The organism is Sphingopyxis fribergensis (assembly GCF_000803645.1).
Taxonomy (GTDB): Bacteria; Pseudomonadota; Alphaproteobacteria; order Sphingomonadales; family Sphingomonadaceae; genus Sphingopyxis; species Sphingopyxis fribergensis.
Genome location: NZ_CP009122.1, coordinates 162501 through 175877 on the forward strand (window position 1 = coordinate 162501; position 13377 = coordinate 175877).

Sequence of the window (13377 nt, forward strand, 5' to 3'; positions counted from 1 at the left end):
GCCCTGTCGCCGAAATCCCAAGGGTTCCTGCTTAAAGCTAATCTGAGCAGGGTAAGCCGGCCCCTAAGACGAGCCCGAAGGGGGTAGTCGATGGGAACCACGTTAATATTCGTGGGCCTGGAGGTGTGTGACGGATCTCGTAAATTGTTTGCTCTTATTGGATTGAGCAGGCTTTGAAGAGGTTCCAGGAAATAGCCCCTCCATTATAGACCGTACCCTAAACCGACACAGGTGGGATGGTAGAGTATACCAAGGCGCTTGAGAGAAGTCTCCTGAAGGAACTCGGCAAATTGCCTCCGTACCTTCGGAAGAAGGAGGCCCTCATTCCGGGCAACCGGTTTGAGGGGGCACAGGCCAGGGGGTAGCGACTGTTTAGCAAAAACACAGGGCTCTGCTAAGTCGGCTTCAAGACGACGTATAGGGCCTGACGCCTGCCCGGTGCCTGAAGGTTAAGTGGAGTGGTGCAAGCTGCGAAATGAAGCCCAGGTAAACGGCGGCCGTAACTATAACGGTCCTAAGGTAGCGAAATTCCTTGTCGGGTAAGTTCCGACCTGCACGAATGGCGTAACGACTTCCCCACTGTCTCCAGGAGATGCTCAGCGAAATTGAATTCTCCGTGAAGATGCGGAGTACCCGCGGTTAGACGGAAAGACCCCGTGCACCTTTACTGCAGCTTCAGAGTGGCATTAGGAAAGAACTGTGTAGCATAGGTGGGAGGCTTTGAAGCGTTGGCGCCAGCTGACGTGGAGCCATAGGTGAAATACCACCCTGTTGTTTTCTGATGTCTAACCTCGATCCATGAAACTGGATCAGGGACCCTCTGTGGCGGGTAGTTTGACTGGGGCGGTCGCCTCCTAAAGAGTAACGGAGGCGCGCGATGGTAGGCTCAGGACGGTTGGAAACCGTCTGCAAGAGTGCAATGGCATAAGCCTGCCTGACTGCGAGACTGACGAGTCGAGCAGAGACGAAAGTCGGTCATAGTGATCCGGTGGTCCCGAGTGGAAGGGCCATCGCTCAACGGATAAAAGGTACGCCGGGGATAACAGGCTGATGATTCCCAAGAGCTCATATCGACGGAATCGTTTGGCACCTCGATGTCGGCTCATCACATCCTGGGGCTGGAGCAGGTCCCAAGGGTTTGGCTGTTCGCCAATTAAAGTGGTACGTGAGCTGGGTTCAGAACGTCGTGAGACAGTTTGGTCCCTATCTGCCGTGGGCGTCGAAATTTGAGAGGAGTTGACCCTAGTACGAGAGGACCGGGTTGAACATACCTCTGGTGTACCTGTCGTGGCGCCAGCCGCGCAGCAGGGTAGCTATGTATGGACGGGATAACCGCTGAAAGCATCTAAGCGGGAAGCCTCCCTCAAGATAAGATTTCATAGAGCCGTGGAAGACCACCACGTTGATAGATCGGATGTAGAAGCGCGGTAACGTGTGGAGCTAACCGATACTAATTGCTCTATTCGCACTTAAGAGTCCCACCATCAACGACACTCCTGATAGGATTGTCCGCGATTGGATGATTGTAGTCAGACAAATATTGCACGGACATCGATTGAAACCCGATTTTGACCCACGCCGGCTTCATTGCTTGGTGACCATGGCGTCAGTGACCCACCCGATCCCATCTCGAACTCGGCCGTGAAACCTGACAGCGCCGATGGTACTGCTGCTTAAGCAACGGAAGAGTAGGACGTCGCCAGGCATTGTGGCCGGCGTGAGGAAAAAATCGCTGGAAAACCCATTCACAAAGTTAGAGGCCGGCAGCAATGCCGGCCTTTTGCTGTTACGGACCGCGCTCTGCGCGAAGATCCGTAAATTGGTGGCGCGGGATGGAGCAGCCCGGTAGCTCGTCAGGCTCATAACCTGAAGGTCGTAGGTTCAAATCCTACTCCCGCAACCAACGTCGGTATAACTCCGGGATTCAAAGTTATACCAACAGGGGAAGCCAGCCCCCGCAACCAACGTCAGTATAATTCCGAGATTTGTTATACTGACGGGGCATCGGGTCCCCGCAACCAGCGTCAGTATAACTTCCTCGTTATACCGATCTAGCGTCAACACAACAGCCCGTCAGACCAAGTCTGGCGGGTTGTTGCGTTATGGGTGTCCTAACACTCCCGGTCTTTGAGCTATTGGAAAGACGCTCGGCTAACGGAAATCATGGCTCTTGATCCTAACCAACTCCTCGTCAGTGAGCACGGCGTCGAACGGCGGATGAGATAAGGTCCGCCCGCGCGGGATACCGGAGTTGCGCGGGTCCGGCCCCGCGCCGTTGGTCGCCCCGTCGCCGCGGATGGGCGTGACGGCGAACGCTGTCCGTCCGATTGAGCGCAGCATGTCATCGTGATCGACGATGCGGTCGCAGATGATATGGATCACCTCGCCTTCCTTCTGCAGGCGCCCGCGCATCGCGATCATCGATGAAGACATGACCTGACGCCGGTAGATTTCGAAGCGGTCCGGCCAGAGGATGCCATTCGCGATGCCGGTCTCATCCTCGATCGTGATGAACAGGACGCCCTTGGCCGAGCCCGGCCGCTGGCGAACCAAGATGACCCCGGCCACCTCGACATTGCGGCCGTCGCGGATCGTGGCGAGATCGGCGCAGCGAACGATCCGCAACGCGTCGAGCTCATCGCGCAGAAAGCTGACGGGATGGCCGCGCAGCGACAGCTGGGTCGAGCGGTAATCCTCCACCACCTCGCGGCCTTCGGCCATCGCGCGCAGCGCCACCATCGGCTCCAGCCCTTCTGGCGCGAATTTGGCCTCGCGCTCGTCGGCTGCCGCGAACAGCGGTAGCGGCGCCTCGCCAAGCCCCTTCACCTTCCAAAGACCTTGGCGCCTATTCTCGGCGATGCAGTGGAAAGCGTCGGCTTCGGCAAGCCGCTCGATCGCCATGCGCGGGGTGCCGGCGCGGCGCCAGACCTCTTCGACGCTGTCAAATCGCTCCGGTCCACGCGCGCCGACGATCGCTGCACCATGGACATTGGCGAGCCCGCGCACCTGCCGGAAGCCGAGCCGCACCGCCAGATAGCGTCCGCGGGTCGGCTCCAATGTGCAGTCCCAATGGCTATCGTTGATCGAGACCGGCCGCACCTCGACGCCATGCTTGCGCGCATCAGCGACGATCTGCGCTGGTGCGTAGAAGCCCATCGGCTGGGCATTGAGCAGCGCCGCGCAGAACACGTCGGGATGATGATGCTTCATCCAGCAGGAGGCGTAGGCGATCTTTGCGAAGGAGGCGGCGTGGCTCTCGGGAAAGCCGTAGCTGCCGAACCCCTCTATCTGTTTGAACGTCCGCTCGGCGAACTCCTTGGGATAACCCCGCTCGACCATGCCACCCACGAGCTTGTCGTAGAAATGGCTGACGCCCCCAGTGAGCTTGAACGTCGCCATAGCGCGACGCAGCTGGTCAGCCTCGACGGCGGTAAAGCCGGCACCGACGATGGCGACCTTCATCGCCTGCTCTTGGAACAGCGGCACACCCAGCGTCTTCTCGAGCACGGCGCGCAGCTCGGGTCGGGGATATTCCGGCGTCTCCTTGCCTTCCCGGCGACGCAGATAGGGATGGACCATGTCGCCCTGAATCGGGCCGGGGCGGACGATCGCTACCTCGATGACGAGATCGTAGAATTCCTTGGGCTTCATCCGCGGCAGCATCGACATCTGCGCCCGGCTCTCGATCTGGAAGACGCCAAGCGTGTCCGCCTTCTGAATCATCGCATAGACGGACGGATCGTCGTCCTGCAGGTCGGCCATTCCGACATCAATGCCCTTGGCGTCGCGCAGCAGGTTGAACGCGCGGTTCATGCACCCGAGCATGCCCAAGCCCAGCACGTCGACCTTCATGAACTTCAAGGCATCGATATCGTCCTTGTCCCACTCGATGATCTGGCGGTCCTCCATCCGGGCAGGCTCGATCGGCACGAGATCGTCGAGCCGGTCCTGGGTCAGCACGAACCCGCCGGGATGCTGGGAGAGATGGCGCGGCGTCCCGATCAGCTGCCGTGCGAGGTCGAGCGTCATCCGGAGACGGTGATCCTCGGCATTGAGATTGAGCGTCGCGATCTGTTCGGGGGTGATCCCGTCCATCGACCAGCCCCAGACCAAGCCAGTCAGCATCTTGGTCAGATCACGCGGCAGGCCCAGCGCCTTACCCACCTCGGCTACGGCGCCGCGGGTGCGGTAGCGGGTGACGACGGCGGTGAGCGCGCTGCGCGTCCGGCCGTAGGTCTCGTAGATCCACTGGATGATTTCCTCGCGCCGCTCATGCTCGAAGTCGACGTCGATATCGGGCGGCTCCTTGCGCTCGCCCGAGACGAAGCGTTCGAACAGCAGTTCGTGACGGATCGGATCGATTGAGGTGATGCCGAGCAGATAGCAGACGCAGCTGTTGGCGGCCGAGCCGCGCCCCTGGCAGAGGATGCCGCGCCGCCGGCTCTCGGCGACGATCGCGTTGACGGTCAGGAAGTAGGGCGCATAGCCGAGTTGGTCGATCAATCGCAACTCGTGATCGATCTGCTTCACATAGGCTGGCGGTAATCCTTCCGGAAACATCCGCGCGGCCGCATTCTCCGTCAGCGCCGCCAGCGCCTCCTGCGCGGTGCGGCCGGCGATCACCTGCTCATAGGGATATTGATACTGGATTTCGCCGAGATCGAAGGTGCAGGCGGCGGCGATGTCGGCGGTCGCCTGGATGGCGTCGGGAAAGGCCGTAAAGCGCCGCTCCATCTCGGCAGGCGACTTCAGGTCGCGGTCCATGAACCGCTCGCGGCGAAAGCCGAGCGCGTCGATCGTCGTCTTCTCGCGGATCGCGCTAACCACGTCCAGCAAGGGCCGGCGTTCAGACGTATGGTAGAGCACGTCGCCGGTCGCGACGCTGCGGACGCCAGCCATTCGCGCCATCGTGTCAAGCTCATGCAGGCGCGCCATATCGTCGGGGCGTCGGCGCAGCGATAAGGCGCAAAAACCCTGCTTGCCGAACAGATCGCGCAACGCGGCGAGGTCCGACGCGGTCCGCGCGTCAGGCATGTCGGGCAGCAGGATCGCAATCACGCCTTCGACGTGCGCTGCAACGTCGGCCCAGTCGAGGATGCAGAACCCCTTGCCGCCGCGCGCCTTGCCGACGGACAGCAGCCGGGTCAGCCGTGACCAGGCCGGGCGCGTCATGGGGTAGAGCAGCATGGCGCGACCGTCGGTCAGGTCGACGCGCGCACCCGCGATCATGCGCACGCCGGTCGCCTTCTGGCCGTCCCAGCCGCGAACGATGCCGGCGACGCTGCCGCGATCGGCGAGCCCGAGCGCGCTGTGTCCGAGTAACGCGGCCGCCGCGAATAGCTCCTCGGGCGACGACGCGCCGCGCAGGAACGAGAAGTGGCTTGTCACCTGCAGCTCGACATAGGAGGTCATGCCATGACGCTCGCGGCGGATACGCGAGCGCGACCGCAACCCGCGCCATGGACGTCATCCGCCTTCAGGAAAAATTCGCGCTGATCGATGAGCACTGGCGGCCCAAGGTCGCCGGTCGCCTCAACGGCCAGGAGGTCAAGCTGGTCAAGGTGCAGGGCGTGTTCCCGTGGCACAGCCATGCCGATGCCGACGAGATTTTCCTCGTCCATCGCAGCCGCTTCCGCGTCGAGTTTCGCGACCATATCGCAGACATGGGACCGGGCGAGTTCGTGCTCGTCCCGCGCGGGGTGGAGCATCGCACCGCCGCCGACGAGGAGGCCGAGGTGCTGATGTTCGAGCCCACCGGCGTCGTGAACACCGGGAACGTGCAGGACGCGGTGTTCACCGCGCCGAACGGTATCGAAATCTAGGCTCATCCGAACAGGCCGTGCAGATACCAGCTGAGGTCGCCGGTCGCGGCCTCGACGCCGTCGCCGCGCCGGAACAGCCAGAAGCGCTCGCCGCCCTCCGCCTCCACCCGGAAATAATCGCGCACCGCCCAGAGCTCGCCCGGACGGCGCCACCATTCGCCGTGAATGCGCTCGGGGCCGTCGCCGGCGACGACGCGGTAGGCTTGTCCGCGCCAGGTGAAGCGGCGCGGTGGATGATCGGGCAGGAGGGCGACGACGTTGGACAGCGGCTCGGGTTGGCGGAGCAGGCGCACCGGCCGCTTCCATGCTGGCCAGCCGGATGTCGGCGCCAGCGGCGCGTTGCGGCGAACGGCGCGTTCGGGGACGTCGCTCTCTACCGAGGACAGCCGGAACAACTGCTCGGGGCCGACCCTGCCGCCAAGCTGGTCGACCAAGGGCGCGATATCGGGCGTGCGATCGCCATCGACGAAAACGGCGGTCAATGTCTCCGGTGCGAGCGCCTCGACGCGGGGTGCGGCAAGCGTCATCCCCTCGATGCCAAGCCCAGGATCGATCCGCTCGACACGCATGGCAAGCATGCGCTTGAGATGCCGCGCGTCGCGCGTGGCGCGCGCGGTGCCGATACCGATGCGCTGGGTGCCACCGTCGACGACGCTTGCGGCGAGAACCGCGGCGCGGACACCCAACCCCCGCGCCTGCAACACGGCGGCTAGGTCGTCGACAAGATCTCCGATGACCTGCGTGATCGCCTCCGCGGTGCCGATCGGTTCGAGCAGGCGGCGTTCGACGCGCGGCATGTCGAACGGCACGATCGGGATGATCGGCTCGCCAATGACGCCTCGCGCCTGGTCGAGCCGCTTGACCGTCGATAGCCCCAGACGGCGGGCCAGTGGCCCGCGCGGCATCGGGTACAGGTCGGCGACACGCTCGAGTCCGAACCGCGCCGCGGTTGTCAGCGCGTTCGGGGGCAGCCTCAGCGCTGCCAGCGGCAAGTCGGCAAGCGCTTCAGCTTCCATGCCGGCAGGCAGAATGGTGATCGCGGCCCCGCCATAGCGGGCCAGCGCATGCGCCGCCCCCGGCGCGCCGGCGATGGCGACCATCGCGGTGAAGCCAAGCCGGCGCAGGAAGGCGAGCAGCCGTCGGCAGAAACGTTCTTCGCCGCCGAACAGGTGCGTCGTTCCCGCCAGATCGAGCCAGAGGCCATCGGCGCCGGCCACGCTGGCGGTCGGCGTCCAATGGCCGACCGCATGCAGCGCGAGCCGGTTGAGCAAGGCCCGGTCCGCCTCGGGCGCGGCCTCGCGCACGTCTAGTTCGGTGACGAGCGCGCGGGCGTGCGCGGCCGCCATGCCAGGCCGCAGGCCACACTCCAGCGCGATCGGACATGCGGCGGTGACGACCTCGCGCTGACCGCTGCGTTCGATCAGGATGGTCGGCCGGCCCCACAGCGTCGACCATGTCGGCGCCATCCCCGTCGAGGCTGACCCCGGCGCGCCTTCGTCCGGCGGCATCGCCTTGAACGGATGCTCGGCGGCTTCGCTGCGCCGGCCCATCTCGCGCATCGTCGGACGCTGATGCGCGGGCATCGTGTCGATCTTGGCTTGGTCTGGCCTGCCTGTCGCCGCGCGGCCGCGCGGCCATTCGGCGGCGCCGTGATCGGCCAAGGCCCAGCACGCGCCGGGCCGCCAGCCAAGCCCGCGCGGGACCGAGCAAGCGCCGGGGTCGCCGTCGATCGGCGCCGGGAAGCGCGGCTGGGCCGGGATGAGCGCTCGCTCAGGCGGCTTGGCTAGCCGCTCCGACCTGCGCAGCCGCTCGATCGCGAGCTGGGGCAGGTAGAGCGAGGCGACCCTGGTCATCACAAGCTTCACATTCGAGGAAAAAGGGGTTACCGCCCCGCTGGCGGACCAGCTCGACCGACCAGCGCGCACGGCCGACGCCGGGATAGGGCAACCGCGCGGACGACGCGCAGCCGATCCGCCAGCGCGTCATCGCGGCGGACGGCTGGTCGAGCGGGCAGCGATCGCGCGCCCGGTGTCGGCGGTAGAGCAGCATCGGCGTCTTGCCGTCCGAGGCGGCAAGCTGGAGTCTACGGGTCGCGGTCTGGTCGGCCGCCTTCACCTCGGCGATCACGCAGGCGAGCGCTCCGTCACGCAAGGCATCCTCGGCCAGTGCCAGCACGTCGCTGTCCTTGCGACCCGACGCGTAGAAGATGCGATCGGGGCCGAGCCCGACCTGCTCGAGCCCCGGCGCATAGAGATCGAATTTGGACAGTGCCCAAAGTACCGAGAAGCCGGGCTGGCAGGCGAACCGGGCCGCGATCCCGGCGGCGAACAGGGTGGCCGCCGCATCGTCGCTCGATGACGGTCGTGCCGCAGCGATCTCGTGAAGGCCGGCGCCGTCAAGTCCATGGTCGGAGAGTCGATCGTCAACGGCGGCGATCCCGAACGCCAGCGCTGGCCCGCGTGCGATCTGGGCACGCGCCAGCTCGGCGCGGAGGGCGACAATCTGGTCGGCGCGTGACGGCTCCGCTATTTGGACGACATGGTTCATAAGCAATCGACTCGGGTGTTCGTGTTATGTTCCACGAGCCCGATTGATTCCGCAAGTCAGAAAAATCCTTGAGGCGGCCACCGCCGGACGTTCGAAAACATCCGGGTCGGAGTCGGGCCTAATCGCCCATCCACTCACCTCCCTGTTGGATCGGCGCAGCGCATCGCTACTTTGAAACGGGTAGCGCTGGGGAACGCTGTTAATCCCCGAGCGCTTCTCCAGCAGCGCCGACGCCTGTCGGCTCCCCGCAGAACCGCCCTTGAAAAGCGTAGAACCGAAAGGCTGAGCATGTCCCTCAAAGGCAAATCGATCGCGATCCTCATCGCACCGCGCGGCACCGAAGAGCCGGAATTCGTCCAACCCAAGGAGGCCGTCGAACAGGCAGGCGCCAGCGTGACCGTGATCAGCCTCGAGAGCGGGCAGGCAAAGACAAACAATCACGATCTCGATCCCGGCGGCGAGTACGCGGTCGACACGACCTTCGCCGACGTGTCCGCCGATGACTTCGACGGTCTGATCATTCCCGGCGGCTGTGTCGGTGCCGATAAGCTGCGCGCGGATGACGACGCGGTCGCGTTCGTCAAAACTTTTTTCGACCAGAAGAAGCCGGTCGGCGTCATCTGCCATGGCCCCTGGCTTTTGGTCGAAGCCGACGTCGTCGAGGGCCGCACACTCACGTCCTTCCCGAGCGTGCGCACCGACATCGAGAATGCCGGCGGCAATTGGGTCGATCAGGAAGTCGTGGTCGATGAGGGCCTGGTAACGAGCCGGAAGCCCGACGATCTGCCGGCTTTCTGCGCCAAGCTCGTCGAGGAGTTCGCTGAAGGGCGTCAGGTCGACGCCTGATACCGGCTGACGATGATGGGAGCGTCAGCGCGAGGGTGGCGCTTCCTCCAGCAACGACAAGGTAGCGTCGTCCCGCTTTCCCGCGAACCAGCGATCAAGCGCGGCCGCGAACAAGGCAAGCAGGCGCGCCTGCTCGAAAAGCGTCAGCGACGAACGTAGCTTCATGGCGTCGATCTCGCCGAACACCGCGATGGGGTCGCTCACCGTCAGATCCTGCAGCGCCTCGACACATTCAACATAACGGATCCCGAGCACCGGATTGTCGAGATAGGCGCGGGCCTCATCCAGCGAGCGGATCGCGAAATGGCGCGCGGTCGGGCTTTGACCGAGACCGGCGATCTGCGGGAAGATGAACCACATCCAGTGCGAGCGCTTGGCGCCGCGCCGAATCTCGGCGAGCGCGGTCGGATAGGCGAGGGTCTGCGCCTCGACGAAGCGATCGAGCGAGGTCTCGTCAGGCATCAGGCCAGCATTCCCTGTGTTGCTTCGGGCGGGAAGGCTCGCGTGACGGCCAAACTGCCTTTCGGCAAGACCCGCAGCACCTCATTGGCGGGCACAGCGCCGTCGAGCCAGTCCGCCCACCGGTCGCGCGGCAACGGGATGATCTGCCGATGATGGTAGGGAGCCACATCCTCGCCCGGCTCGGTGGTCAGCATCGTGAACGCCTCGCCGGTCTTAGGATCGGTGCGCCAGATGCCCGCGATGCAGAACCAGTCGTGATCCTTGAGCGTGAACAGCCATTTGGTCTTACGCTTCTCCCCAGGCAGCGGATCGGTGAATTCGTAGAAGCCGTCAGCGAGGATAAGGCACCTACCACTGTTGAACGCGCGACCTTCCGAGCGGAAATTGTAGACCGGCTTGCCGCTCTGACCAGGCCAGCTCCACTTGCGGTTGATCAGATCGCCTGCACCGCGGTCGCCCTCGATCCCGCGTACTATTGGTGCTGTGTCGCTAATCTTGATATCCTCGCGCGCCGCGACGTTCGGCGTGCCCTCTGACATCTTGATCTTGATTTTCAGGTCCGAGAAGTCCTCGACGATCGAAGCGATGTCGACTTCCAGCCTATAATTGTTGCACACGAGACGCTTAGCCCTCCTTGCGACTCATCCTTGTTCACATTATGTTCCCGACATGGAGTCGCCCACGCCTTTCGATTCGGATGCCCCGCTTGGAAGCCGCCGCGCCATCATCCGCCGAAATCCGGACGATGCCAGCGAAATCGAGATGGTCGAGGCGACCTGGGGTTCGAACCCACGCTTCAGCGATGGCATCGCTTACCGTTTCGTCCGCTCCGAGGGGCAGACCTTCCCGAGCCATCGTTGCCTGATCCCGGCCAGCGAGTTCCACATGATGGTCGGCGACAAACGCTACCGGGTGACGCTGGATGGCGGCAATCACTTCTATCTCGCCGGTGTGTGGGAGCCGGCCATGTGTGAGTGGCCGCTCTGCTATCGTGTCGTCACCGTCGACGCGAACCCTGAGGTCGCGCGCTATCAAGACCGGCACGGCGCGATCATCCACCGCAGCCAGGTCATGCAGTGGCTCGATCGCACCGTCCCTGACATCGACCTGATCGCAACGCCGCCGGCGCGCACCTTCATCGTCGAGGAGATCGGCGCGAGCGCCGTGCAGGCGGCGCTTGCCTTGTGAACGACCCAGGAAGGATTGGATCATGAGCCGCATGTGGGACACGCCCGATTTCTGGGCACGCGGCGAGGCCGATGAGGCGCTTCGCGACATGCCCGATGTTGAACCGGCGGCAATGGCGCATTCGCTGAAACGAAGCGCGGCGAGCTATGGCGGCGACCCGGAAACGGTCGCGTTGATCGCCACGGACCTTCGACGGCGCGCCGCGGCCGGAATTCGTTTCTGGACCGGCCCTGAGGCCGTCACGTCGCCAGCGGCCAAAACGGTTACCGGTGCGCATTCCCGCACGCGATCTGATATCGCCGAACTGATGGACGACGAGATCCCATCGTGAGGGCGGCAACCGCCGATCTGTTTGCCACGCCGTTCGTTGCCGGGCTCGACTACAGGGATGCCGTGCTGACGGAGGCCGAGGAAGATGCGCTTATCACGCGCATCGATAGAGCCGAGCTGAGCCCGTTCAAATTTCACCAATGGAAGGGAAAGCGCCTGACCCAAAGTTATGGCTGGAGCTACGATTTCGAAAGCGGCCGCTTCACGCCGGCCGAACCGATGCCCGACTGGTTGCTTCCCTTTCGGGCCAAGGCAGCGCGGTTTGCCGGGCTCAATCCTGCCGCATTCGTCCAAGCACTGCTCATCCGATACGATCCTGGCGCCGGCATCGGCTGGCACAAGGACAGGCCAGTCTTCGAACACGTCGTCGGCATTTCGCTCGGAAGCGAAGCGACGTTGCGGCTTCGGCGGCGATGCGCGATAGGGTTCGACCGCGTCGGTGTTCCGCTGGCTCCGCGCTCGATCTACCATCTCTCTGGCGAGGTCCGGCACGACTGGGAGCATAGCATCGCGCCGCTCGACCATTCGCGGTGGTCCGTCACGTTCCGCAGCCTCTCCGACAAGGGCAGAACCCTTGCCGAACGGAATGATCGCTCGCGCGTTTAGCCTGCAGAAGGAGATTGATCATGCCTGCCACCTCAAAGGCCCAGCAAAAGGCTGCCGGTGCAGCGCTCGCCGCCAAACGCGGCGAAGCGCCGAAATTCAAGCTGAAAGGCGCTTCCAAACAGATGGAGAAGTCCATGTCGGAAGATCAGCTCGAAGAGTTTGCCAGCACGAAGAGAAAAGGTCTTCCCGATAAAAAAGACTGACCGGCGAGGGGGCCGACCGCTCGCCGGCGCCCCCTGACTGCCGTTACTTTGTCGTGCGCGGCCGGCTGTGGCGACGGTCCAATCCATCGCTCGATCCGCACACGCATGATCGGCTGGTGAAGGCGCTGATGGCTGCGCGACGCGCCGTGGGCGTTGCCAAGCGTGCGGGCGATACCGATGCCGGGGCATCAGCCCATTCCGACGTCGGCCATGCCAAGCGAGCGCTCGGCGAGCGCGGGTCGGCCTGGTGGCTGACGGTGCACCCGATCTCAATCACCATATGACGCGCAACACTCCCTACGCGGACTGGTTCGCGTCATTGACGCAAGTCGACCGACAGTGAAATTGGGATATCAAGTCGGCGGCCGTCGCCTCTTGAAGGCGGACAAAGCATTTCCAAATCCATCTCCGCCGAACGTTTCGGCCATAAGCTTGCGGCGACCTGAAGCGAAAGGAGGCACAGTCATGTCGCAGCCCATTTCCCGCTATTTGCATCCATTCGACATTGCCGAGCACCCGACACTGGAGCCGGAGGTCAAGCGCGCGATCCTGGCATCCTGGGCGTCGGACCGATCCGCCGTCAGAGGGCAGCCATCCGTTCGCAAACCGCCCGGCGCCCGCGCCCGTCCCGATCGACGACATTCTGGCCGCGCGGCGATCGCTCGACGGCGAGCAACCGCCGACACTGCAGTGACAGGCGGTCCGCTCCAGCGCTGGCGCGACTGGGGCGGCGCATCTTGAGCGTCCCGCTTCCATTCGCCGACTCATGGAGGTTGCGCTGGCGCTGCTAGCGCTATCTCCTGATGAACTGGCCGCGCTGGGAGTTTGCGGTCGCGCCGACGCCGATCCTTCTTGTTCTCGCCGCGCCGGACGATCCGGCGACACGCGTTTGGCGTGGCGGCGGATGGGCTCGTCTTCCTCCTCTGGACTCAGGCGGGCGCGATTTCTTCTTATGAGCAGATCGATCATGCTTGCACAGAGCATCGCCAAGCAGGGGCGGGGTGTTGGTTTTCGCTGGCGTACAGGTTGCGCGCACTTTTTTTCAACGCCCCGTCCTGAAGCTGCTGTTTGATCGATACGATTGGGGATCTGGGCCACTCGACGTCGTCCATGTCGATGGTCATGCCGATCTGGGCATGGGAGATCCTTCCTGGGTCGATCTCATCTCTCATGTCGGCAAGCCGCTCTCCGAACGTCATCAACCTCGCCGCGCAAATCAGGGGCTGAACCTCGGGACCTGGCTGGCCTACGCGTTGACGGCAGAGTTCATATTTAGACTCCTGTTCGTCCCATCCCGCCAAAAAAAGTGACGATCTGTCTCCCATCCATTTTCTTCGGTCGGACAAGACTTCGGGCTTCATCGAGAGGAAATC

Annotated in this window: 13 protein-coding genes, 1 tRNA gene, 2 rRNA genes and 1 pseudogene (1 of these 17 cut by a window edge); 11 read left to right on the plus strand and 6 right to left on the minus strand. The window is 63.7% G+C overall.

What is annotated here, in order from left to right:
• From SKP52_RS00655 to SKP52_RS00665, 3 genes are all read left to right on the plus strand, one after another.
• A 23S ribosomal RNA gene (locus SKP52_RS00655) occupies window positions 1-1473 on the plus strand; it begins 1320 nt to the left of the window's first position.
• A 117-nt stretch (window positions 1474-1590) separates the two neighbouring features.
• Window positions 1591-1705: ribosomal RNA gene (rrf, locus tag SKP52_RS00660) — 5S ribosomal RNA — on the plus strand.
• Window positions 1706-1826: 121 nt separating this feature from the next.
• A tRNA-Met gene (locus SKP52_RS00665) sits at window positions 1827-1903 on the plus strand.
• 248 nt (window positions 1904-2151) lie between these two features.
• Here SKP52_RS00665 and SKP52_RS00670 read toward each other — a convergent pair.
• The gene (locus SKP52_RS00670) at window positions 2152-5412 is read right to left on the minus strand and encodes an error-prone DNA polymerase (RefSeq protein WP_039579235.1); all 3261 of its coding nucleotides are present in this window, start codon (window positions 5410-5412) and stop codon (window positions 2152-2154) included.
• A gap of 47 nt (window positions 5413-5459) precedes the next feature.
• Between SKP52_RS00670 and SKP52_RS00675 the strand changes: the two genes are divergently transcribed.
• Window positions 5460-5822 carry a cupin domain-containing protein gene (locus SKP52_RS00675; RefSeq protein WP_039570565.1) on the plus strand — a complete coding sequence of 121 codons (363 nt, stop codon included), beginning with the start codon at window positions 5460-5462 and terminating at the stop codon, window positions 5820-5822.
• 2 nt (window positions 5823-5824) lie between these two features.
• Here the strand turns inward: SKP52_RS00675 and SKP52_RS00680 are convergent, their stop codons facing one another.
• Window positions 5825-7675: a DUF6504 family protein gene (locus SKP52_RS00680; protein WP_167702722.1), complete on the minus strand. Its 1851-nt coding sequence runs from the start codon at window positions 7673-7675 to the stop codon at window positions 5825-5827.
• Complete coding sequence (locus SKP52_RS00685) at window positions 7593-8369, minus strand: ImuA family protein (protein ID WP_039570568.1); 777 nt, start codon at window positions 8367-8369, stop codon at window positions 7593-7595. Before SKP52_RS00685 ends, SKP52_RS00680 begins: the two co-directional genes overlap by 83 nt.
• A 288-nt stretch (window positions 8370-8657) precedes the next feature.
• On the opposite strand from SKP52_RS00685, the gene SKP52_RS00690 reads away from it, so the two are divergent.
• Window positions 8658-9215 carry a type 1 glutamine amidotransferase domain-containing protein gene (locus SKP52_RS00690; RefSeq protein WP_039570572.1) on the plus strand — a complete coding sequence of 186 codons (558 nt, stop codon included), beginning with the start codon at window positions 8658-8660 and terminating at the stop codon, window positions 9213-9215.
• 24 nt (window positions 9216-9239) lie between these two features.
• Here SKP52_RS00690 and SKP52_RS00695 read toward each other — a convergent pair whose 3' ends face one another.
• A complete protein-coding gene (locus tag SKP52_RS00695) occupies window positions 9240-9677 on the minus strand; it encodes a DUF1810 domain-containing protein (protein ID WP_039570575.1) in 438 nt (145 codons plus the stop codon).
• Window positions 9677-10294 (minus strand): SOS response-associated peptidase, encoded by a 618-nt coding sequence (locus SKP52_RS00700; RefSeq protein WP_039570578.1) that lies wholly within the window; start codon window positions 10292-10294, stop codon window positions 9677-9679. Before SKP52_RS00700 ends, SKP52_RS00695 begins: the two co-directional genes overlap by 1 nt.
• Window positions 10295-10346: 52 nt before the next feature.
• On the opposite strand from SKP52_RS00700, the gene SKP52_RS00705 reads away from it, so the two are divergent.
• From SKP52_RS00705 to SKP52_RS26800, 6 genes and pseudogenes are all read left to right on the plus strand, one after another.
• Window positions 10347-10865 (plus strand): SOS response-associated peptidase family protein, encoded by a 519-nt coding sequence (locus tag SKP52_RS00705; protein WP_039570580.1) that lies wholly within the window; start codon window positions 10347-10349, stop codon window positions 10863-10865.
• 22 nt (window positions 10866-10887) lie between these two features.
• Complete coding sequence (locus SKP52_RS00710; protein ID WP_039570583.1) at window positions 10888-11196, plus strand: hypothetical protein; 309 nt, start codon at window positions 10888-10890, stop codon at window positions 11194-11196.
• The gene (locus SKP52_RS00715; protein WP_039570586.1) at window positions 11193-11801 is read left to right on the plus strand and encodes an alpha-ketoglutarate-dependent dioxygenase AlkB; all 609 of its coding nucleotides are present in this window, start codon (window positions 11193-11195) and stop codon (window positions 11799-11801) included. Before SKP52_RS00710 ends, SKP52_RS00715 begins: the two co-directional genes overlap by 4 nt.
• A 20-nt stretch (window positions 11802-11821) precedes the next feature.
• Entirely contained in the window at window positions 11822-12004 is a 183-nt protein-coding gene (locus tag SKP52_RS00720; protein WP_039570589.1) for a DUF3008 family protein, read from the plus strand.
• A gap of 128 nt (window positions 12005-12132) precedes the next feature.
• A complete protein-coding gene (locus SKP52_RS27355; RefSeq protein WP_321164065.1) occupies window positions 12133-12288 on the plus strand; it encodes a hypothetical protein in 156 nt (51 codons plus the stop codon).
• Between the two features lie 181 nt (window positions 12289-12469).
• Window positions 12470-12698, plus strand: a pseudogene (locus SKP52_RS26800) (hypothetical protein).
• A 271-nt stretch (window positions 12699-12969) separates the two neighbouring features.
• Here SKP52_RS26800 and SKP52_RS00730 read toward each other — a convergent pair.
• A complete protein-coding gene (locus SKP52_RS00730) occupies window positions 12970-13365 on the minus strand; it encodes a hypothetical protein (protein ID WP_148308970.1) in 396 nt (131 codons plus the stop codon).
• Window positions 13366-13377 lie beyond the last annotated feature (12 nt).